The sequence below is a fragment of the Pseudomonas fluorescens genome, from assembly GCF_004683905.1.
Taxonomy (GTDB): Bacteria; Pseudomonadota; Gammaproteobacteria; order Pseudomonadales; family Pseudomonadaceae; genus Aquipseudomonas; species Aquipseudomonas putida_A.
Window position 1 is genome coordinate 1,197,445 of sequence record NZ_CP038438.1, and the last position, 20,826, is coordinate 1,218,270.

Genomic DNA, 20,826 nt, shown 5'->3' on the forward strand with positions numbered 1-20,826 from the left:
GTGGTGGTTTAGCAATTCTTTGAAGTATTGAAGGACATCGTCCATGGCAAAAATACAAGGTATCGCCGAAATGCTCGGCATCTTCCCCTGCCTCGGCAGCGGCCGCAGAAGGCGTCGATTGAGTTCTGAAGAGCTGAAGCTGGTGGAGCGTTATCGCGAGTTGTCGGAGAGTGACCGGATTGCGATGCGGTATCTGGTGGATGCGATGCGGAGTGTTTCGCGGTTTTAAGTGGAAATAAAAAGGGGCGGACTGAAAGGTCCGCCCTTTTTTATTTGGATCAGCTACACGTTCCCAGGACTGGATACGGCCGCTGGCCGCGCATCAACTCCGGCACATCCCGCCATTTGACCCACGCCTGCTGTTGCCAGTGCAGCAGCGGTACGGTAACGCCTGCCCAATGCATTGAGCTCAAGCTCGGGTGGTTTTCCACAGGGCTTGATTGAGTTTCGCGCAGCATCGGGATGACTTCATGGCTCAGCCATTGGCGCAGGTGTCGGTTTTCCGGGACGAAGTGATGGACGAGCAGGGCGAACAGGCCGGACTCGCTGACCATCGCGTAATCGATAATTTCGCCATCCCGACGGAGGAGGACATGGCGACGCTGGTCGGGATCGAGTTTCAGGGTGAGGCGTTCGTTCAGGGGGTAACCCATCAAGCGACCGAGATCTTGCACGCAGAACCAGGCTTCGTGGTCTTGCATGAAGGCGTGGAGGAAGCGGTTGTGGCGGGTGAAGGCGGTGGGGGTGAAGAAAGCGGAGCTTTCAGAAGGAATTTGTACATGGTTAGGCATTTTTCGACTCCAATATTGAGAATAGAGCCGCCACTCAAATGAGTGCGGTCACGCCGTTTTGATATTTATTCCGGCTCCGACACCGGGCCGCTGATTTCGCCGCCGAGAGAAAGCCTATCGGCTAGCAACTTACGACGCCAAGTCGGTTCTATCGATACCTTCTGTAGGAAAGAGGATTTATCGCTGAGGGTCGTATCTGTAGGAAATGCCTGTTTTTGCATTGGCGCCAGCGAGACCGCCCCTCACCAGTGTTTTTTCCGCTATTTGTTTGAATCTTGCGCATCGTTGCAGATGCCGGCCCGTCGTTTCAGGGCTCAAAGGATTGTGACGAATAAAGGAGAATTCAATGAAGGTGTCTCTCAAGCAGATCAACGGCCCTTGGGATCAGGGCTGGGTGCTGGACAAACACATGGTAAGTAGTACCTTTCTTGGCAACGATGATCGCGGACACCCATGCTTCGATAATCAGCGTACTGAGATTGGTGAGGCGACCTACCAGCTCAAATACCAGAAGGATTGGACTCAGGTCAGTCCACTTGCCCAGGCAGTAGCGACAAATGTGTTCCCAAAACTGAACCAGGTCGGGTTTGTAGTGCCTATGCCCGCTTCAAATATTCGTCAGCGACAACCGGTGACTGAAGTTGCCCTGACGTTGGGACGAATTATCGGTCGGCCGGTTTTCACGGATTTGCTTCGAAAAGCGACCACGGGAAAGTCGCTCAAGGATTTACATTCCAAAGCCGACAAGGTTGCCGCGATTGGAGACAGTTTCACTGTCAATGATGAAATCACCACCGATGGATGCTGGAATGTTTTGGTTGTAGATGATTTGTTTGATAGCGGAGCGTCGATGGACGCGGCCTGCGCTGTTCTGCGTAAATATCCGAAAGTAGGGAAAATTTACGTCGCAGCGCTAACTTGGAAGTGAATTCAATGACCACTGTATTTATTGCTGGCTCTATCAACATCAAGAACCTTGATCCGAAGGTTAAAGAGCGCATCAATAATATCGTCGCGTCAGATTTTGAGGTGGTGGTTGGGGATGCAGGTGGCGCCGATACCTCCATTCAGGAGTACCTGCTGAGTCTCGAACGATCCAAAACCACGGTGTTCTGCAGCGGTTCTGCTCCTAGGAATAATCTTGGACAGTGGCCCGCCAGAACAGTCGACTCCAAGCATTCCAAGGGGTCGAGAGCCTTCTTCACCGAGAAAGACGTCGTCATGGCCGAAGCAGCTGACTACGGTTTGATGATCTGGGACGCAAAGAGCACCGGTACGCTCAGTAACGTCATTGAACTGTTGTCGAGAAAGAAGAAGTCGCTTGTTTTCGTCAACAAGGAAAAGGAATTCAAGGTGGTCGGAGACGTCAGTCAGCTCGAAGAATTGATTGCATTCATGTCCGATCACGCCAAGCAAAAAGCCAATGAAAAAATCAAACTGTTCGACCGTATTTCCCTGTTGAAGCACGATCAGGCGGAGCTTTCTTTTTGATGAGGTTTCACGGCTTACCTGAACCCCGGCACCTTGTCGGTGCCGGGATCAAACGCTCTTAGCGACTCACCTTCCACGCATCCCCAGCCGGCGCCTTGCCATGGTCATACGGCTTGCCAATCCACATATAAACCAGCCCCAAACCAATCACGATCGCAGTACTCAACACCATCGCATAGTTCACGTACCACGCCGCATCCGGCGTGCGTGGCCAGGCCATGTTGATGATTGCGCCGACGCCATACACCAGCGCGCCGATGTTCACTGGCCAGCCCCACGCGCCGAGGGTGAATTTGCCGCTGGGTTTCCAGCCTTTCATACGCGCGTACAAAGCGGCCAGTACGATCATCTGGAATGCGAGGTAGATGCCGATGGCGGCGAAGCTGACGATGGTGGCCACGGCGTCTTGCAGGAAGAAGCCGAGGGCGATGATCAGGGCGGGCAGGACGCCGGACACGAACAGCGCGGCAACGGGCACCTGAGTTTTAGGAGAAATCTTTTTCAACAGTCGGCTGCCGATGACCATTTCATCGCGAGCGTAGGAGTACAGCAGACGACTCGCCGCAGCCTGCAGGCTGATGACGCAGGAGATGAAGGAAATCATTACCACGCCCATCACTACTTTCGAGCCGATCGGGCCGAAGGCGTTGTTGAGGATGGTGGTGACCGGGTCCTTGTCGGTGCCGTTGATCACCGCTTGCATGTCCGGCACGGCGAGGATCAGCGCCAGGCAGGCGAACATCGCCGCGACGCCGCCGATGTAGATGGTCATGCGCATGGCCACCGGGATTTTTGCGCTGGGGTTCGGAGTTTCTTCGGCAACGTCGCCGCAGGCCTCGAAGCCGTAGTAGAGGAACATCCCGGCCAGCGAAGCGGTGAGGAACGCCGGCAGGTACGAGCCGTCGACGCGGATGTCGAAGGTGTTGAACAGCACGCTCAGAGGCTGGTGACGCTCGAAGATCAGCAGGTACACGCCGACGATTACCGCGCCGACCAGTTCGCAGAGGAAGCCGAACATGGCGATACGCGCCAGCACTTTGGTGCCGCTCAGATTGACCAGCGTGGCGAACAAGGTCAGCACCAGCGCGATGACGATGTTGGTGTTGTTGCTCGGCTCAAACCCGAGCATCGCCGCCAGATACGGGCCGGCACCGACAGCCACCGCCGCAATGGTCACGCACAGGGCGATGGAGTAAATCCAGCCGACCATCCACGCCCATTTCTTGCCGACCAGACGCCGCGCCCACGGATAAACGCCACCGGAAATCGGGAACTGCGAGACCACTTCGCCGAAGATCAGGCACACCAGCAACTGGCCGCAACCGACCAGTAGATAGGCCCAGAACATCGGTGGCCCACCGGCCGCGAGGCACAGGCCGAACAGGGTATAAACCCCCACGACCGGTGACAGATAGGTGAACCCTAAAGCGAAGTTTTCCCACAGGCTCATGCTGCGGTTGAAGTTCGAGGTGTAGCCGAGTTTGCGCAGTTGTTCGGCATCGCTGTCGGCAACGGCGGCCGAGAGTTCGGGTGAGGCACTCATGTGTTTTGCTCCGGGAAATCGGCAGATTTCGGATGGCCGAAGCCGTGGCGGGGCTTTGTGGGCGCCGCCCGGGTCGGTAGTTATTGTTTTGGAATCCTGGTGGTGCGTAATGCCGGTTTTCTTCCTGAAACCGAGGTGACGCCTTCGCGAGCAAGCCCGCTCCCACCTTGGAATGCGTCCCCCTGTTGGAGCGGGCTTGCTCGCGAAGCTTTTAAAGGCTTAGTGCTTGAACATCACATGCCGAACCGTGGTGTAGTCCTCCAGCCCATACATGGACATGTCCTTGCCGTAACCGGACAATTTCTGACCGCCATGGGGCATTTCGCTGACCAGCATGAAGTGTGTGTTGACCCAGGTGCAGCCGTACTGCAGCCGCGCCGACAAGCGATGCGCGCGTCCGACATCCGCCGTCCACACCGAGGAGGCGAGGCCGTAGTCCGAATCGTTGGCCCACTCCAGCGCCTGCGCTTCATCGGTGAATTTGGTCACCGAGACCACCGGGCCGAACACTTCGCGGCGGACGATCTCGTCATCCTGTTGCGCGTCGGCCAGCACCGTCGGCTCGAAGAAGAAACCGTCGCCTTCCACAGCCTTGCCACCGGTGATCAAGCGAATGTGCGACTGTGCCACGGCGCGTTCGACGAACGCGGCGACGCGGTCGCGATGTTGCGCGGTGATCAGCGGCCCCAACTCGGTCGACGGATCATCCTGCAAACCGTACTTGATGCTGCTGACCGCCGCGCCGAGCTTCTCGACAAACTTGTCGTAGATGCCTTGCTGCGCATAGATCCGGCACGCGGCAGTGCAGTCCTGTCCGGCGTTGTAGAAACCGAAGGTGCGGATGCCTTCGACGGCGGCATCGATGTCGGCGTCGTCGAAGATGATCACCGGCGCCTTGCCACCCAGTTCCATGTGCATGCGTTTGACGCTGTCGGCGGTGCTGGAAATGATGTTCGAGCCAGTAGCGATCGAGCCGGTCAGCGAGACCATGCGCACTTTAGGATGCGTGACCAACGGGCTGCCGACGCTAGGACCGCGACCGAATACCAAATTGAGTACACCGGCCGGGAAGATTTCCGACGCCAGTTCGGCCAGACGCAACGCGGTCAGCGGGGTTTGTTCCGACGGCTTGAGCACCACGGTATTACCGGCAGCGAGGGCCGGGGCGATTTTCCAGGCGACCATCATCAACGGGTAGTTCCACGGCGCGATGGAGGCAATTACGCCCACCGGGTCGCGGCGGATCATCGAAGTATGGCCGGGCAGGTATTCGCCACCGGCCGAACCGCTCATGCAACGGCTGGCGCCGGCGAAGAAACGGAACACATCGGCAATCGCCGGGATCTCGTCGTTCAGTGCGGCGCTGTAGGGTTTGCCGCAGTTGTCGGATTCGAGTTTCGCCAGTTCCTCGCCATGAGCTTCGATGGCGTCGGCGAGTTTGAGCAGCAGCAGCGAACGGTCTTTCGGCGTGGTTTGCGACCACTCGGCGAAGGCGTTATCGGCGGCGCGCACGGCGGCGTCGACCTGGGCCTCGGAGGCTTCGTTGATCTCCACCAGTATGCTGCCGAGCGCCGGGTTGAGCACCGGTTGGGCCGGTCCTTCGCCGTTGACCAGGTGGCCGTTGATCAAGAGTCTGGTTTGCATGTCTGTTGTCCTCTTCGAAGCAATTGTTATTTTTCTGAAGAAACCGGGTTCCATTGTGGGAGCGGGCTTGCTCGCGAAAGCGGTGGGTCAGCCGACATCAATGCTGAATTTGATTGCCTCTTCGCGAGCAAGCCCGCTCCCACATTTCGATCCAGTTTCTTCAGTTATTCGGTTATTTCCCACCACTGCCCGCGACACTCTCGCCACCCCGGGTCAGGTAATACGCGCCGAGAATCGGCAGCATGGTCACCATCATCACCAGCATGGCGACGACGTTGGTCACCGGCACATCCCGTGGGCGGCTGAGCTGGTTGAGCAGCCACAACGGCAACGTGCGCTCATGCCCGGCGGTGAACGTGGTGACGATGATTTCGTCGAACGACAGCGCAAAGGCGAGCATGCCGCCGGCCAACAGCGCCGAGCCGAGGTTCGGCAGGATGATGTAGCGGAAGGTCTGCCAACCGTCGGCACCCAGATCCATCGAGGCTTCGATCAAACTGTGCGAAGTACGCCGCAGACGGGCGATGACGTTGTTGTAGACGATCACCACGCAGAACGTCGCGTGACCAACGATGATGGTGAACATCCCCGGCTCGATCCCCAGTGTCTTGAACGTCGCCAGCAGCGCGATCCCGGTGATGATCCCCGGCAGGGCGATCGGCAAAATCAGCATCAGCGAAATGCCCTGCTTGCCGAAGAAATCGCGGCGGTACAACGCTGCCGAAGCCAGCGTACCGAGCACCATCGCGATCAACGTGGCGATGGCGGCAATCTGCAGCGAGAGCTTGATCGCCTCCAGCACATCCGGCCGCGAAAACGCCACGCTGAACCAGTGCAGGGTGAAGCCCTTCGGCGGAAAGCTGAACGCCGCTTCCTCGGTGTTGAAGGCGTAAAGAAAGATGATCAGGATCGGGAAGTGCAGAAACACCAACCCGCCCCAGGCGGCAATGCGCAGGCCCAGTGAAGCGCGCTCAGAGTGCATCGAAGGCCCCCAGACGTTTGACGATGGACAGGTAAACCGCGATCAGCACAATCGGCACCAACGTGAACGCTGCGGCCATCGGCATGTTGCCGATCGCACCTTGCTGCGCGTAGACCATGCTGCCGACGAAGTAGCCCGGCGGGCCCACCAGTTGCGGCACGATGAAATCGCCCAGGGTCAGCGAAAACGTGAAGATCGAACCGGCAGCAATCCCCGGGATCGACAACGGCAAAATCACCTGCATGAAGGTCTGGCGCGGCCTGGCGCCGAGATCGGCAGACGCCTGCAACAGCGACGGCGGCAAGCGTTCCAGCGAGGCCTGAATCGGCAGGATCATGAACGGCAGCCAGATGTAGACGAACACCATGAAGCGCCCCAGATGCGAGGTCGACAGGGTGCTGCCGCCCACTCCGGGAATGCCGAGGATGAACTGCAACACCGGCTCCAGTCCCAGATGCTGGACGAACCATTGCGCGACGCCGCCCTTGGCCAGCAGCAGCGTCCAGGCGTAGGCCTTGACGATGTAACTGGCCCACATCGGCATCATCACCGCGATGTAGAAAAACGCCTTGGTCTTGCCCGTGGTGTAGCGCGCCATGTAGTAGGCAATCGGGAACGCGACGATGGCGCTGGCGATCGACACGACGATGGCCATGCTCAGCGTGCGCAGGATGATGTCGAAGTTCGACGGCTGAAACAGCGCGGCAAAATTCGCCAGCGTCAGGTCAGGGGTGACTGCCATGGTGAAGTCGTCGAAGGTGTAGAAACCCTGCCACAACAGCACCAGCAACGAGCCGAGATAGATCGCGCCGAACCACAGCAACGGCGGCACCAGCAGCAGCGACAGATAAAGATTCGGCTTGCGATAGAGCAGGTTGGAAAACCGGCGCAGGGGCGGTGCTTGAGTCATCGCGAGCGTGCTCATTTCACACCCCGCTCGCCACGGTGTCGTGCAGCGGGATCATCGCTTCCCGCGCCCAGCGTGCGCTCAGGCGCTGGCCGGTCTGGTGCTGCGCGCTGCTGTCGATCCACTGATTGTTGGCGTGGCTGATGCTCAGGGTCTGGCCGTTTTCCAACGTCAGTTCATAGCGCGTGGCGCTGCCCTGATACTGGATGTCGTGGAGCAGACCGCTGACTTCGATTTCATGGCTGGCGAGCGGACCTTCGGCGAAACGCACGTGTTCCGGGCGAATCGAAAACGGCTGCGGATGCCCGCTGAGCTGACGCGCCAGATCGCCACGAATCACGTTCGAAGTACCGACGAATTCGGCGACGAAGGTGGTGGTGGGTTTCATGTACAGATTGCGCGGGGTGTCGACCTGTTCGATGCGGCCCTTATTGAACACCGCCACGCGGTCGGACATCGACAGTGCTTCGGTCTGGTCGTGAGTGACGAAGATGAAAGTGATGCCGAGCTGGCGTTGCAGCTTCTTCAGTTCACTCTGCATCTGCTCGCGCAGTTTCAGGTCGAGGGCGCCCAACGGCTCATCAAGCAACAGCACCCGTGGGCGATTGACCAAGGCGCGGGCGAGGGCGACACGCTGGCGCTGACCGCCGGACAACTGCACCGGTTTGCGTGCGCCGTAGCCACCGAGGGCGACCATGTCCAACGCCTCTTCGGCGCGCTTGTGGCGTTCGGTTTTGCTCACGCCTTTGACCTTCAAGCCATAGGCGACGTTGTCCAGCACGTTCATGTGCGGGAACAGTGCGTAATCCTGGAATACCGTGTTTACATCACGTTGATACGGCGGCAGACCGGCCGCTTCGGCGCCGTGAATGCGGATCGAGCCGGCGCTCGGTTGTTCGAAACCGGCGATCAGGCGCAGGCAGGTGGTCTTGCCCGAGCCGGAAGGGCCGAGCATGGAAAAGAACTCGCCGTCCTGAATGTCGATGGAAACCCGGTCAACGGCCTTCACCTCGCCGAACTGCCGGGAAACGTTGGTGAACTGGACTGCAAGCGTCATGGTGCGGTGCTCCAAAAAGGCGTGGGCCGTCGCAGCGGTCCTCGCCTGGACTTCTGAAAAAACTGAAACATCTAACGGTGAATGCGATCCGCTTTTAGCTCCCTCTCCCTCCGGGAGAGGGCGGGGGGTGAGGGTGGCCTCATTGGCCGTCGCCCTTCAATCAAGAGCAAAGTCAAAAGCCACCCCCTCACCCCAGCCCTCTCCCCCAGGGGGGAGAGGGGGAAAGGGAGTTAGACCAAGTTGCTCTCGGGCTTACCTGCCGCCCATGATCGCAATGTAATCCTGAGTCCAGCGGCTATAAGGCACAAACTTGCCGCCCTCGGCCTGCGGGGTTTTCCAGAAGGCGATCTTGTCGAACTGGTCGAAGCCATTGGTCTTGCAACCCTCGGCGCCGAGCAGTTCGCTCTCCTTGCACGCCGCGGGCACGGCTGGCAGCGAACCGAACCACGCCGCCACGTCACCCTGGACTTTCGGCTGCAGTGACCAGTCCATCCACTTGTAGGCGCAGTTCGGGTGCTTGGCCTCGGCGTGCAGCATGGTGGTGTCGGCCCAACCGGTGGCGCCTTCTTTCGGAATGGTCGAAGCGATCGGCTGTTTCTCGTTGATCAGGCCGTTGACCTGATACGGCCACGCGCTCGACGCCACCACGCCTTCGTTCTTGAAGTCGCTCATCTGTACCGTGGTGTCGTGCCAGTAACGGTGAATCAATGGCTGCTGCGCGCGCAGCAGATCGAGCACGGCCTTGTACTGCGCTTCGGTGAGTTGATACGGATCCTTGATCCCCAGCTCAGGTTTGGCGGTCTTCAGGTACAGCGCCGCATCGGCGATGTAGATCGGGCCGTCATAAGCCTGCACGCGGCCCTTGTTCGGTTTGCCGTCGGGGAAATTCTGCGCGTCGAACAGTACGTTCCAGCTGGTCGGCGGCGTCTTGAACACGTTGGTGTTGTACATCAGCACGTTCGGACCCCACTGATACGGGGTGCCGTAGGTCTGGTTGTTGACCACGTACCACGGCGCATCTTTCAGACGTGGGTCGAGGGTTTTCCAGTTCGGGATCAACGCGGTGTTGATCGGTTGCACGCGCTTGCCGACGATCAGGCGCAACGAGGCATCGCCCGAAGCGGTGACCAGATCGTAACCACCCTTGGCCATCAGGCTGACCATCTCGTCGGAGGTCGCGGCGGTCTTGACGTTGACCTTGCAGCCGGTTTCCTTCTCGAAACCGCTCACCCAGTCGTAAGCCTTGTCGCTCTCGCCACGTTCGATGTAGCCCGGCCAGGCCACGATATCCAGCTGACCCTCGCCGGCGCCGACCGCCTTCAGCGGCTCGGCAGCTTGCAGGCTGGCGCTGGCCAGCAAGGCTGTGGTGATTGCACTGAGCAGTGCGGTCTTGTGCACGAACATGGTTGAACCCTCTTCTTTAAATTATGGTCGGGGCAGTTGTGAACGCGGTGCAGCATGCCGTTGGCGGCTTGTTATTAGCGTAGTCAGAGATGCTGGCCGTGGCGGGCCATGATGTGCCGCACCACGCTGTAGTCCTGCAGCGAATCACTGGATAAGTCTTTGCCGTATCCGGAGCGTTTCAGCCCGCCGTGGGGCATTTCGCTGACCAGCATGAAGTGGCTGTTGATCCAGGTGCAGCCGTACTGCAAACGGGCGGCGACCTGCATTGCCTTGTCCAGATTCTGCGTCCACACCGACGAGGCGAGGCCGTATTCGGAGTCGTTGGCCCAGTCCACGGCTTGCGCGAGTTCGTCGAAGCGGGTCACGGTGACCACCGGGCCGAACACTTCGCGCTGGACGATTTCATCAGTCTGTTTGCAACCGGCCAGCAACGTCGGCTGGTAGAAGAACCCGGCGCCGGAATGCACCGCCGCGCCGGTCACCCGCTCGATGTGCGGCTGGCCGAGGGCGCGCTCGACGAAACTGGCCACGCGGTCGCGCTGGCGGGTGCTGATCAGCGGGCCGATCTCGTTGTCGGCATCGCGCTTGCCGGCGAAGCGCAGGCTGCTGACCGCTGCGCCGAGTTCGGCGACCAGTTTGTCGTGAATGCCTGTTTGCGCGTAGATCCGGCACGCGGCGGTGCAGTCCTGCCCGGCGTTGTAGTAACCGTAGGTGCGCACGCCGTCGACCACCGCTTGAATATCCGCGTCGTTGCAGACGATCACCGGGGCCTTGCCGCCGAGTTCCAGGTGTGTGCGTTTGAGGGTTTTCGCTGCAGCCTGGAGAATCTTCTGCCCGGTGACGATATCGCCGGTCAGCGAGACCATGCGCACCTTGGCGTGCCCGACCAGATGGCTACCGACGCCTTCACCGCCGCCGCAGATGATGTTGATCACCCCGCGCGGCAGGATCTCGGCGAGTGCTGGCGCCAGTGCGAGGATCGACAGCGGTGTGTGTTCGGATGGCTTGAACACCAGCGTATTGCCGGCGGCGAGGGCCGGGGCGATTTTCCACGCGGCCATCATGATCGGGTAGTTCCACGGCGCAATCGACGCCACCACGCCAATCGGATCGCGACGCACCATGCTGGTGTAACCCGGCAGGTACTCGCCACTGAGCTGACCGGTCTGGCAGCGCACGGCACCAGCGAAGAAGCGGAACACGTCGACGGTGGCGGTCAGATCGTCCTGCCGCGCCAGGTGCAGCGGCTTGCCGCAGTTCAGCGCTTCGAGGCGAGCGAGGTAATCGGCGTGTTTTTCAACGGCGTTGGCGATGTCCAGCAGCAGGTTGGAACGTTGTTGCGGCGTGGTGCGCGACCATTCGCCAAAAGCGCGATGGGCGGCGAGGATCGCGGTTTCGACCTGCTCGGTGCTGGCCTCGGCGATGTGGGTGAGGATTTCACCGCTGGCCGGGTTGAGGATCGGTTCGATAAAACCCTGCCCGGCGACCAGTTCGCCGTCGATCAACAACGCGGTACACATCGGGGTCTGCACGCCAGCCATTTTCCGCGATCTCTTTTCTTGTGTGGTCATTGTGGCTCCCGTGCCCGGGAGCCGACCGTCTTATAGATGCAGCAAGACTAGTGCGCGGCTCCGAGGTCGACAAATTCTAAATACTGAAGGTGGCATTCGATTAAATAGATGGCTTGCGTCCGCCGTGCGGTTGTTCGCGGGCCACGGTCAAAAACGGGTCGACCAGAGCGGGACGTGCAGTACCGCGGCGCCAGGCCAGTCCGACGTCGAGGGTCTGGTTGAGGTCGGCGATCGGCCGCGCTTCAATGATGTCGCCTTCAAGTGACCATGGGCGGTAAGTCATGTCCGGCTGGATCGACACACCCAAACCCGCCGCCACCAGACTTCGCACGGCTTCGGTAGAGGCGGTGCGCAGAGTAATCTTCGGTTGCAGCCCGGCGCCGCGCCAAAGTCTTTGGGCGTTGCGATCCATTTCATCAACATTCAGTTGAATCAGCGGTTCGCGAGCGACGTCGGCGAGGTTGATGCTGTCGTGTTCCAGCAGCGGATGTTGGGCCGGCAGCCACAGACGGTGCGGCGAGTGGGTCAGCACTTCGGTCTGCAGGGCGTGGCGGTCTTCGAGGTTGGAGAGGATCAGCACGCCAACATCGATTTCGCCGCTGACCAGCAAATGCTCGATGTACGGCCGCTCGTCCTCCATCACCCGGATCTCGACGTTGGGATAGGCACGCTGGAACCGGGTGAGCAGATCGGCGAGGTAATAACCGGCGACCAGGCTGGTCACGCCGACAATCAACTGACCGGCGACCTGATCGGTGCTCTGTTGCAGGCTGCGCTTGGCGTTGTCCACCGTGGCCAGAATCAGGTGCGCCTGCCGCAGGAACTGGTGGCCCTGGTGAGTCAGGGTCATGCCCTTGGCGTGGCGGCTGAACAGGCTGACGCCGATTTCCTCTTCCAGCTGCTGAATGGCCAGGGTCAGGGTCGATTGGGAAATAAACGCGGTTTGCGCAGCGGCGGAAATCGAGCCGGTCTCGGCCACCGCGATGAAGTGACGGATCTGACGCAGGGTCATCATGAGGAGGGTACCCGGTGGGCGGTTTTTATCGATTGGCTGGAGTGTATATCTATTTTCGCGAAGGGCTGCTGCAGGCGGAGCAACATCTGGAAGCACACTCGCAAGCAGGGGCGGGGCACTTTCGAACTAGGCTGAGGGCCTGATAGATCCGGATAACCCCTGTTTTGGAGGCGGAACATGAACACCCGTGGATTGCTCGATCAACTACTCAAGTCTGGCCAGGATCTTTTGCAGAACAAGGCCGGTGGCGCGCAGAACAAACCCGCGGCTGGCGGGCTGGGCGGTTTGCTGGGTGGATCTTCAGGCTCCGGTGCGCTGGGCGGCCTGCTCTCGGGGGCAGGCGGTGGTGCTCTGGCGGCCGGGGCCATGGGCCTGCTGCTCGGCAGCAAAAAGGCGCGCAAGGTCGGCGGCAAAGTTGCGGTCTACGGTGGCCTCGCTGCCCTTGGTGTGCTGGCCTATAAGGCTTACGGCAACTGGAACGCCCAGAAAGGCACCGCCCCACAAACCGAACCGCAAACCCTGGATCGTCTGCCACCGGCGCAAGCCGAGCAGCACAGCCAGGCGATTCTCAAAGCACTGGTCGCCGCCGCCAAGGCTGACGGTCACATCGATGACCGCGAACGCCAGTTGATCGAGGGCGAATTCACCCGACTCGACAACGATCAGGAACTGCAACACTGGCTGCACGCCGAACTTAACAAACCCCTCGACCCCACCGACGTCGCCCGTGCTGCGAGTACGCCAGAAATGGCGGCGGAGATGTACATCGCCAGTGTGATGCTGGTGGACGAGGAGAGCTTTATGGAGAAGAGCTACCTGGATGAACTGGCGAAGCAGTTGAAGCTGGAGCCGGGGTTGAAGGTGGAGCTGGAGAAGCAGGTGCGACAGTTGTGAATTGATACCTCATCCAGGCCGATGAACATCATCAAAATCATCGGCCTTCGGAGTAGCAACGATACCTTTCGCTTCTTGAGCGCGGTAATACGCCTCAATCGTCAACAATGGATCGATACGCGCTTTGACAATGCAAGCTTCCTTTTGCCATGGATACTCATGTAACTGCTGGGACAGAGTCTTCAGACCACCTGTGATCCATCCCTTTTCCGACTGATCCCTCCATCGTCTTGGGTTGCGGCCTGTTTTCACATCGTAGGCTGCAGTTACGGGATCAAGATGGCGGCTTTGCTCAAGCACAGGCAAGTCGGGCAATGGCTGCGTTACATCCATGTAGCGCTGCAGGCAGTCCCAGAAAGCGAGTGCGTTGGCCTGATCCAGCCCGAGCGAGTGAACCTTGGTGGCCAAGCAAATTTTATTATCCGTATAGCGGTGATTTAACCACAGCGCATAGTCATGGGAGCCGAAGCCATTAGGAAGCAGCTGAAGCACTGGGTCGAACTCTTCAAACGGGGCAACGAATAACTTTCGGAAACGCCTTTTGAACCTGAGCATGCCGTCAGTTCGATTGAATTCGCTGCCATCGTGTGTGCTGATTTTGCTATGAATCCACAGCAGTGCGTCGGTACCAAGGGACGCTACGAAATACAGAAAGGCGCCCGCCCATAGGGCGATACACATAGAGTTTGCACTGAATAATGAGTCTTTTATCCAATAGGTAGCAATTGCACTGGCTACAAATCCCAATATTTGCATGTGGTGAAGAAATTTATTTCCCGTCATGAATAACACGAGAGAGGAGAGCATCAAAATGGCAGTTGAAATACCAATGATCGCTCCTCCTGCGGTGCCAGGGTTGCCATATCCTAACTCTGTGCCTATAGAACCAAAGACCCCCAAAACCCAAGGCGCCCAGATGAACGAATAGCTGATGAGCTTAAGTACGAAGAAAAAATGGGTGGCTTTGCTGGAGTTCTGAAACTTCCAGCGTTCATGACTGCAATAGGATTCTATGACGTTATCGATTTTTTTATCCGAGTCAGAGAGTCTGATCGCTTCAAGTTGAGAGCTGACTTCCACCTCCGGTTCTAAATTGGCGTAATTGCCAAATGCGAGATGAGTGTTAAACATTCCGGTCCGGTTTGCATCTTCCGGCCAGCGGGGTGGTGGCAAAGGTTTTTTGCTATCGCTTCGATATGCTCCAATCGTATAAGTCGTATCTCTTTCTGTAATCATACTTTAGACTCGATTATCTCAATCTGCCAATAAGCTGGTGCGTCCTCGGCTGGAATTTTATCCGAAGGTGTTTGGCGATCTTTAGAAGTAAATGCTTTCCATTTTTTTGGGCTAGGTTGAGGCAGCACTAAAATATCTTCTGTTTCGTTAACGCTGAGTTCAAATTGCGCGCTGATTTTAAGCCCCTCCGTCATGTCGAAGCTATAGCGTTGCAGTGGATTAAGGTGCACGACGGGAAGGCTAGGTGACAGAATGTACAGTACACTGGTCGCATCGAGTGGTAAGGCAGAGATCTTTGGATTCGTCGCCGGTACACGGTGATACCGTTTGACCGCTAATAATCCAGACTTCTCTAATTTGCTTTGGAATTCTTGTACGATCAATCGGAACTTTTTATCATTTTCAAACATTGCGAGTAGAGGCGAGCTCAAAACTACAGCCCAGTCATTGTCATTCAGCAGTTGCTTTTCAGGAAGCACGCATTCCAGTGCCGAGTCAGGCTTTTTTGACCGATTGTTATCTGCGTTTTGTAATGCGATTCGATGAGCCGCTGGCGCCTTTTTGCGCCATTGCGATAAGCGCTCAACAAATATCTGGGGTCTCCCGATGATGCCCAGAAGTTGCTGATAAGCTATTTTCTGGTCTTTTAAATGGGTAAAAATATCACTCTTGCCAATGAGGCTGTCCAACATTCCTGCCTCGGCAAATTGAATCCCAAAAGGGCCTTTTTTTACGATTATTTCAGTATCGCTGTCAGTGAATATATTCGCAGCAATTGTGCCGCCGACAGTCATTAACACGCCAGCGAGCAAGATGTATGGATTTACAACCAGACCTAATCCATAAGCGCCCCACAAGCCGCTGCCAACTGCAACAACTCCATACGCTGCGGCGGCATCAGTATCGCCCTGACTGAAGGATCGGTAACTGTCCCATCCGCCCAGTACCGCACCTCCAAGGGTTGCGATACCGCCTACCGAACGAAGTAATGGTAGTTTTGAACTGCCCGTCTGGTTTTTTAGATTCTTTGCCCAGTTTGTGGAGATTTTCGCTATGTCAAATCGCGGCTTGGTTAACTTTTGCTCCATCGTTGAACCGAGTAGTAGCTTGCTGTGGCTTCCCAGTGCTGCAGATAAATCCAGTGTTGCGCTGGCTATCCCTGCGCTTCCTCGAAGGGTCTCATCACTACTGTTGAGGTCTTTATAGGCTTTTATCTGTGCCCAAATATTATATGTTGCAAACGCAACCATGAGTGTTGGTATTGTTTTGTTTTTCTCTAAAGCTTGCGTAGCTGAACTCATTTGTACGCGAAAGGCGCTGTAACTTGCCAGGTCCGGGTGGTCCTTGGGTATTGCAATTACGGTTAAGTTACGCAGGCTTGGTCGTGAGGAGCCGCCGGTTCGTGGACTTGTGCTACCTAAAATTCCACCTGATTGATTATGCAGCGTCGCATAGCGATAACTTTTTCTGGTTAGTGCTTGACGTTCGACTTCAGTGATTCCACCGCGCAAACCAGCGCCTTGTACACCAATAACAACATAATCCTGTGCGAGCGCTTGGCCTTGTTGCATCAGTTTTATAGTTGCTACTTTTGGCAGTAGCACTGAGAGTGTCGAAAATGCGGGCGTGAATATACGATCAAGCTGAATTTTTGAGGCGTCTTGAGATATTCTGCCAATTTGTGCGACTACACTTGCGCCAAAGTTATCGAATAAGTCAGCGAGAAAATAAACGAAACCCTTCCCCGCACTTGGCTGATCCACTGCTCCGGTCAACGTGGATGTCAGGATCAAAGTACTCAGCCCGGTCAATGCTGGGTCGGGCGCTTGGGCTGTTTTTCGAAGTTTGATAATTCGTTTTATCGTCTCTGGAAGCTGTTCCTGGTTTTTTGCTAATAACAGTGAGCCAAGCGGGTGCTCACCTTTCAATATGGCCTCGCAAATGCGATTTGCGGACGTAGTAATCTCTTTGTATCCTTCACCGGTATACATTGCATCGCAACGATCAGGTAACTGATTGAGCGCCTCAAGTATTTCGGTCATTAAACTGTAAGGCTCTAAGAGGCCCTCATCATTTCTATAGCACCAGTCAAGAAGGACTGTATGCACTTTTCTGTCAGTTATTTCAATAAGGCGAGCCAGTCTTGCGGCCAATTGCTCTCGACATTTTTTTCGCTCCTCTTCAAATACGACACTCTGCAATTTGGGCAAATCGACCTTGTCTTTTAAGTCGGCCAATGGCCCTTCGAGCGTGCTGTACAAAACCTGAGCATATTGTCCATGTTGCTGATGGGGAACAAGAGCATTCAGAGTCTGCAGATAATCAACACATTCGCGAATTTGCGTCGTCGCGTGGCGCACTTCGTATAGCGGATCGTCGAGAATCATCCCAATCAGATGCGGGTAACCACGCAGTCCGTTTTGGGTCAGCAAATCCTCTCCAGCCTCCAGGGTCGGTAGAGCCGGCGGTGGCGCGTGTTTTATTTTTTGAGCGAGCTCTTCTTTGCGCTTTTGCAGCTTCACGATTAGCGCATCGGGTTTGAAGGCTGCGAAGTCCGGCGTGAACTGTGCAGGATCTTCCATAGCCGCTTCAATGCTGAAGTCGCGTGAACGCAGACCTTTGGTCAGTTTTGCGATCGGTGTCGCGGGGTGAATTGATGTGGGTTTCCAGATCGTCGTCTCACCCGCTGTTGCTGCCCAGGCGGAGGCCATATTTTGGCTGCGGGCCCTTATTCGGCTCGGGTCTTCTTCCAGCCAGGTGATGTATTCCCACGTCCAGGAAACTTCACTAAAAGCCATGCTGAATTGTCGACCCAAAAAGCGGCCGTCGAGCATCATCGGTACCAGGATCAACTGCTGATTGACGCCTACTGGCTCACGTTTATCGGCGTTGCCTTTTTGATCCGCCACTTTTCGCCAGTGGACCAGGTCGACTTCGGCCAGCTGCCCTTTACCATCAGTAACGAGTTCACGCCAAACCTTGTTGTTTTGGAACACATAGACGCGACCCACCCGCGGCACGCCGCCCTGCAGCGTTTCATTGAGCTTGTCGTGGCCGGGCAGGCGGGCCAGAGGTGTGACTGCAAGCACAATATTTTTCTGGAACCTGTCCAGTTCTTCAGTGGTTTTCGCGTCCACCATGACGGGAATCTGCAGGTGCCCGCCGTCGATACGTTCTACGTTAAGCACCAGCCGGTATTTTTGATCATTCTCGTAGTCGACCTTCTTACGCGTTCCTTCGTTAATGGACTTGTCCTTGAACTCACTCATGCCTTGTCCTCTGGCCCCAGCAATTGCAATTGGCTGCCTGATTCGGGATCGCCCCACACATCGACGATGAGGGCCTCTTTACCTTTTTCGCTGGTATTTCTCGCGGCGGGTTTATTTAGCGGTGCGTTGCCCAGGAGTTGTCCGACCGGCGCGGTATCTGCTGGCTTGGGTGGCACTGGCAGTGCCGCTGCAGCTCCCGTCCCGCTAACTGGACTGCCGCCGGAGTTCATGTCTATCACCGGGCCGCTCAGTGTAACGCCACTGGCGTCGATCTTGATGAAGCTGCCGCCGCCAATCAGGGTCAGTTCGCTACCGGCTTCCATTACGATTTTGGTGCCACTATCAAGATGAATCTCCTGCCCCGCATCAATGAACTGACCGGTGCCGATCTTGATGTGCTGATTCACGCCCACGGTCAGGTGATCGTTGGCGCGGGCCTCGACTTTGCGGTCTTCGTAGACGGTGTGGTGTTCCTCGGCCTTGAATTCTGTGTAGCTGTTTTGCTCGACGGTGTCGTGGCGTTCGTTGCCGACGCGGATCTTCTGGTCGTGCTCGATGTTTTCGTCCCAGTCGCGCTGGGCATGCAGGTAGATCTGCTCCTGACCTTTTTTGTCTTCGATGCGCAGTTCGTTGTAACCGCCGCCCCCCATCGAGCTCAGGGTCTTGAAGGTGCTACGGGTCTTGTTTGCCGGCAGCTCATACGGGACGGTGTTTTCCTTGTGGTACAGGCAGCCGCTGATCAGCGGTTGATCGGGGTCGCCTTCAAGGAAGGTGACCAGTACTTCCATGCCGATACGCGGGATGGCGATGCCGCCGTACTGGGCGCCGGCCCAGGCACTGGAGACGCGCAGCCAGCAGCTGGTCTTGTCGTCGGCCTGGCCTTCGCGGTCCCAGTGGAATTGCACTTTGACCCGACCGTACTGGTCGCAGTGGATCTCTTCACCTTTGGGGCCGGTGACCACGGCGCTCTGGCTGCCGAGGATGCGCGGTTTCGGATGGCGCAGCGGTGGACGGTTCGGCACGTCCCACGGCGTTGCCTGGAAGCGGTTGCGATAGCCCTGATGGAAATCGTCTTTCAGTGCGGTGGTGTCGCTGGTTACCGATTCTTCCAGCACTTGCGGCTGCTTGCCTTCGTGCAGGACTTCAGTGAGCAGCCACAGGTCGTTCCACTTGGCCTTCGGGTGCTCGGTCAGGGCGAGGAAGTGGCCGCTGACCAGCAGCGGCTGATCGCTCTTGCCTTCGGCGAGCTGGAAGTCGCTGCGGTGACGTTCGAGGGCGCGTTTGGCCAAGTGCTTGCCGCGCTCGCGGTCGATGAAGCGGCCCGGGTAGTCGTAGTCTTCGAGATCGGGCAGGGCGTCGCCGCGGTTTTCGCTTTCCAGGGTCAGGCGCGGTTTTTCGAAGTCGTAATCGCGGCGCGTGGTACGGCTGGTGCGGGTTTCCAGGCGCAGGTCGAAACGCTTGATCACCGGGTTACTGGCGACCATGCCGGAGTCTTGCTGGTAGGCCACAGGCTGGAGTTTCGGGAACACCGTCTGGTCATCGCCGAACACCAGCTTGTGCGCCGTGGCGCTGTGCTGGAAGTGGTAGTGAATACCTTCTTCCTCGCACAGACGCTGGATGAAATGCAGGTCCGATTCATCGTATTGCACGCAGTAGATGCGCTCGGGATAGATCGAACCGGTCTTGAATTCGTAGGCGTTGCTCTGGATGCCGTGCTCTTCGAGAACCATGCCGATGATTTTCGGCACCGTGAGGTTCTGGAAGATCCGTTGGTTGACGCGGTGCGCCAGGTACGACAATTGCGGGCGCAGGGTCACCGAATAGCGCGTCAGGCGCTTGCCGGAATCGCCCTGGGCGGCGCGGTAGATCTGGCCGTGGATGCCGCTGCCATCGGGCGACAGCTGCAGAAAGGCCGGTTTGTGCAGCAGGGTTTCGAGGTCCAGCGACGGCTGCTCACTGACCAGCTCCACCTCGAACACAAAAGGCTGGCTGATGGCTTCCCGGCCGGTCAGGGTGAATACCTGAAAATCGGCGGAGAGCCCTTCGATGGTCAGGGCAAAGTGGGTTTCATTGGCCGGCGCGAACATCCCTTGTTCCTCGTGCTGTACAGCGGCGTTCGTCGACTACCGTCAGGCGGTTCAACGCACGCGAAATTCTGGAGGGGCGTAAACAACATCGACCAGCAGGGCTGGTCGATGCTTGTAACGATCAGCCGTAATTAAACGACTGGAGCACGCCAGTCATCGGAACCCGAAGTACCGGATACTTCGTGGGTCCAGGTGATTTTGCGGTAGGTGAACTGCACTTCTTCCAGGTGGGTGAAGTGCGAGTTGCCTGGATCCTGGCAGTTGTGCATTTTGTTGTTGATGGCGACGATGATCGCGTCTTCCAGTTTGGTGGTGTAGTAGTGCTCTTGAGTACCTTGAGCCGAAGTACGGTACCACTGGATAACGATTTCGCTCATGCGCTCGCCGGAGGTCAGAGCCGCTTGCAGCAGAGGCGAAGCCTTGTCGTAGACCTTGGTGATGATCACTGGCTTGTGAACGCGCTGACCGGTTGGCTGACCGGATTGTGGGTCACGCGGGATGATCACGTCGTGGCTGAAAGCCTGAACCATAACCTGGTCTTCGTGGCCTTCCTGGTAGGTGTTGCCAACGGAGTCGGCGGTGAAGGCGCCGGCAGTGATCAGGCCTTGTTTTTCGCCGGTAACCGACATGTACGCTGGTGTTGCCATGGGGTGCTCTCCTTGCGGATAAATTTAGGGTGCCCGGGAGGCGAAATCGCCCGGTGGGTGCCTGACTGTTATCAAGGAGCGTGCCAGGTTTGCCAAGGACTCCGTGATCCGGGGGTTAAACTGCTCTAAAGGTCATGTTTCAAGATGTTTCATGCCAAAAAAAGGCGAAAAGTGCGCAACTTCTTGCGCAGTGGTGTGCAAGAAGTTGCGCACTCGGCTACAGGCTCCGGCACACGGGCTCTGTAGCAATTCGAGTAGCGAAAAAACGCGATCAAGTGCGCAAGAAGT

The 20,826-nt window shown here is 57.4% G+C and carries 17 protein-coding genes; 4 read left to right on the forward strand and 13 right to left on the reverse strand.

What is annotated here, in order from left to right; all coding sequences use genetic code 11:
* The first annotated feature begins 43 nt into the window (after positions 1-43).
* Positions 44-229 (forward strand): hypothetical protein, encoded by a 186-nt coding sequence (locus tag E4T63_RS05365; RefSeq protein WP_003222012.1) that lies wholly within the window; start codon positions 44-46, stop codon positions 227-229.
* A gap of 49 nt (positions 230-278) precedes the next feature.
* On the opposite strand, the gene E4T63_RS05370 is transcribed toward E4T63_RS05365, so the two are convergent.
* Positions 279-791 (reverse strand): BRO-N domain-containing protein, encoded by a 513-nt coding sequence (locus E4T63_RS05370; protein ID WP_098967393.1) that lies wholly within the window; start codon positions 789-791, stop codon positions 279-281.
* A 346-nt stretch (positions 792-1,137) separates the two neighbouring features.
* Here E4T63_RS05370 and E4T63_RS05375 point away from each other — a divergent pair, with 346 nt between their 5' ends.
* Positions 1,138-1,719: a ComF family protein gene (locus tag E4T63_RS05375; protein ID WP_135295032.1), complete on the forward strand. Its 582-nt coding sequence runs from the start codon at positions 1,138-1,140 to the stop codon at positions 1,717-1,719.
* A gap of 5 nt (positions 1,720-1,724) precedes the next feature.
* Positions 1,725-2,282 carry a hypothetical protein gene (locus tag E4T63_RS05380; RefSeq protein ID WP_098967395.1) on the forward strand — a complete coding sequence of 186 codons (558 nt, stop codon included), beginning with the start codon at positions 1,725-1,727 and terminating at the stop codon, positions 2,280-2,282.
* Between the two features lie 58 nt (positions 2,283-2,340).
* Here E4T63_RS05380 and E4T63_RS05385 read toward each other — a convergent pair whose 3' ends face one another.
* The 8 genes from E4T63_RS05385 to E4T63_RS05420 all read right to left on the reverse strand — a co-directional run bounded on the left by E4T63_RS05385 (position 2,341) and on the right by E4T63_RS05420 (position 12,405).
* Positions 2,341-3,825 (reverse strand): APC family permease, encoded by a 1,485-nt coding sequence (locus tag E4T63_RS05385; protein WP_135295033.1) that lies wholly within the window; start codon positions 3,823-3,825, stop codon positions 2,341-2,343.
* Between the two features lie 219 nt (positions 3,826-4,044).
* Positions 4,045-5,469: a gamma-aminobutyraldehyde dehydrogenase gene (locus E4T63_RS05390; RefSeq protein ID WP_097086388.1), complete on the reverse strand. Its 1,425-nt coding sequence runs from the start codon at positions 5,467-5,469 to the stop codon at positions 4,045-4,047.
* Positions 5,470-5,641: 172 nt separating this feature from the next.
* Positions 5,642-6,451: an ABC transporter permease gene (locus E4T63_RS05395; protein ID WP_003222021.1), complete on the reverse strand. Its 810-nt coding sequence runs from the start codon at positions 6,449-6,451 to the stop codon at positions 5,642-5,644.
* On the reverse strand, positions 6,441-7,376 hold the full coding sequence (locus tag E4T63_RS05400; RefSeq protein ID WP_135295034.1) for an ABC transporter permease: 936 nt from the start codon (positions 7,374-7,376) through the stop codon (positions 6,441-6,443). The genes E4T63_RS05395 and E4T63_RS05400 overlap by 11 nt, the downstream gene beginning before the upstream one ends.
* 1 nt (position 7,377) lies before the next feature.
* Positions 7,378-8,415 carry an ABC transporter ATP-binding protein gene (locus tag E4T63_RS05405; RefSeq protein WP_134785514.1) on the reverse strand — a complete coding sequence of 346 codons (1,038 nt, stop codon included), beginning with the start codon at positions 8,413-8,415 and terminating at the stop codon, positions 7,378-7,380.
* A 252-nt stretch (positions 8,416-8,667) separates the two neighbouring features.
* Positions 8,668-9,819: a putative ABC transporter substrate-binding protein YdcS gene (gene ydcS / locus E4T63_RS05410; RefSeq protein ID WP_096795797.1), complete on the reverse strand. Its 1,152-nt coding sequence runs from the start codon at positions 9,817-9,819 to the stop codon at positions 8,668-8,670.
* Between the two features lie 83 nt (positions 9,820-9,902).
* A complete protein-coding gene (locus E4T63_RS05415) occupies positions 9,903-11,360 on the reverse strand; it encodes a gamma-aminobutyraldehyde dehydrogenase (RefSeq protein ID WP_135296905.1) in 1,458 nt (485 codons plus the stop codon).
* Between the two features lie 130 nt (positions 11,361-11,490).
* Positions 11,491-12,405: a LysR family transcriptional regulator gene (locus E4T63_RS05420; protein WP_007967749.1), complete on the reverse strand. Its 915-nt coding sequence runs from the start codon at positions 12,403-12,405 to the stop codon at positions 11,491-11,493.
* 177 nt (positions 12,406-12,582) lie between these two features.
* Here E4T63_RS05420 and E4T63_RS05425 point away from each other — a divergent pair, with 177 nt between their 5' ends.
* Positions 12,583-13,299 (forward strand): tellurite resistance TerB family protein, encoded by a 717-nt coding sequence (locus E4T63_RS05425; RefSeq protein WP_134785515.1) that lies wholly within the window; start codon positions 12,583-12,585, stop codon positions 13,297-13,299.
* A gap of 9 nt (positions 13,300-13,308) precedes the next feature.
* On the opposite strand, the gene E4T63_RS28835 is transcribed toward E4T63_RS05425, so the two are convergent.
* The 4 genes from E4T63_RS28835 to E4T63_RS05445 form a co-directional block, all read right to left on the reverse strand.
* The gene (locus tag E4T63_RS28835; protein ID WP_135296906.1) at positions 13,309-13,980 is read right to left on the reverse strand and encodes a hypothetical protein; all 672 of its coding nucleotides are present in this window, start codon (positions 13,978-13,980) and stop codon (positions 13,309-13,311) included.
* Positions 13,981-14,531: 551 nt separating this feature from the next.
* Positions 14,532-17,804 (reverse strand): hypothetical protein, encoded by a 3,273-nt coding sequence (locus E4T63_RS05435; protein ID WP_135295035.1) that lies wholly within the window; start codon positions 17,802-17,804, stop codon positions 14,532-14,534.
* A complete protein-coding gene (gene tssI, locus E4T63_RS05440; RefSeq protein ID WP_135295036.1) occupies positions 17,801-19,891 on the reverse strand; it encodes a type VI secretion system tip protein VgrG in 2,091 nt (696 codons plus the stop codon). The genes E4T63_RS05435 and tssI overlap by 4 nt, the downstream gene beginning before the upstream one ends.
* A gap of 131 nt (positions 19,892-20,022) precedes the next feature.
* Positions 20,023-20,538, reverse strand: coding sequence for an Hcp family type VI secretion system effector (locus E4T63_RS05445; protein WP_003226246.1), 516 nt, complete (start codon positions 20,536-20,538; stop codon positions 20,023-20,025).
* Positions 20,539-20,826 lie beyond the last annotated feature (288 nt).

Coding starts and splice junctions, on each gene's coding strand:
- E4T63_RS05390 (WP_097086388.1), bottom strand. CDS start 5,469: ATGCAAACCAGACTCTTGATCAACGGCCACCTGGTCAACGGCGAAGGA.
- E4T63_RS05400 (WP_135295034.1), bottom strand. CDS start 7,376: ATGAGCACGCTCGCGATGACTCAAGCACCGCCCCTGCGCCGGTTTTCC.
- E4T63_RS05415 (WP_135296905.1), bottom strand. CDS start 11,360: ATGGCTGGCGTGCAGACCCCGATGTGTACCGCGTTGTTGATCGACGGC.
- E4T63_RS05420 (WP_007967749.1), bottom strand. CDS start 12,405: ATGATGACCCTGCGTCAGATCCGTCACTTCATCGCGGTGGCCGAGACC.
- tssI (WP_135295036.1), bottom strand. CDS start 19,891: ATGTTCGCGCCGGCCAATGAAACCCACTTTGCCCTGACCATCGAAGGG.
- ydcS (WP_096795797.1), bottom strand. CDS start 9,819: ATGTTCGTGCACAAGACCGCACTGCTCAGTGCAATCACCACAGCCTTG.
- E4T63_RS05425 (WP_134785515.1), top strand. CDS start 12,583: ATGAACACCCGTGGATTGCTCGATCAACTACTCAAGTCTGGCCAGGAT.
- E4T63_RS05405 (WP_134785514.1), bottom strand. CDS start 8,415: ATGACGCTTGCAGTCCAGTTCACCAACGTTTCCCGGCAGTTCGGCGAG.
- E4T63_RS05380 (WP_098967395.1), top strand. CDS start 1,725: ATGACCACTGTATTTATTGCTGGCTCTATCAACATCAAGAACCTTGAT.
- E4T63_RS05445 (WP_003226246.1), bottom strand. CDS start 20,538: ATGGCAACACCAGCGTACATGTCGGTTACCGGCGAAAAACAAGGCCTG.
- E4T63_RS05365 (WP_003222012.1), top strand. CDS start 44: ATGGCAAAAATACAAGGTATCGCCGAAATGCTCGGCATCTTCCCCTGC.
- E4T63_RS05395 (WP_003222021.1), bottom strand. CDS start 6,451: ATGCACTCTGAGCGCGCTTCACTGGGCCTGCGCATTGCCGCCTGGGGC.
- E4T63_RS05435 (WP_135295035.1), bottom strand. CDS start 17,804: ATGAGTGAGTTCAAGGACAAGTCCATTAACGAAGGAACGCGTAAGAAG.
- E4T63_RS05370 (WP_098967393.1), bottom strand. CDS start 791: ATGCCTAACCATGTACAAATTCCTTCTGAAAGCTCCGCTTTCTTCACC.
- E4T63_RS28835 (WP_135296906.1), bottom strand. CDS start 13,980: ATGTGTATCGCCCTATGGGCGGGCGCCTTTCTGTATTTCGTAGCGTCC.
- E4T63_RS05385 (WP_135295033.1), bottom strand. CDS start 3,825: ATGAGTGCCTCACCCGAACTCTCGGCCGCCGTTGCCGACAGCGATGCC.
- E4T63_RS05375 (WP_135295032.1), top strand. CDS start 1,138: ATGAAGGTGTCTCTCAAGCAGATCAACGGCCCTTGGGATCAGGGCTGG.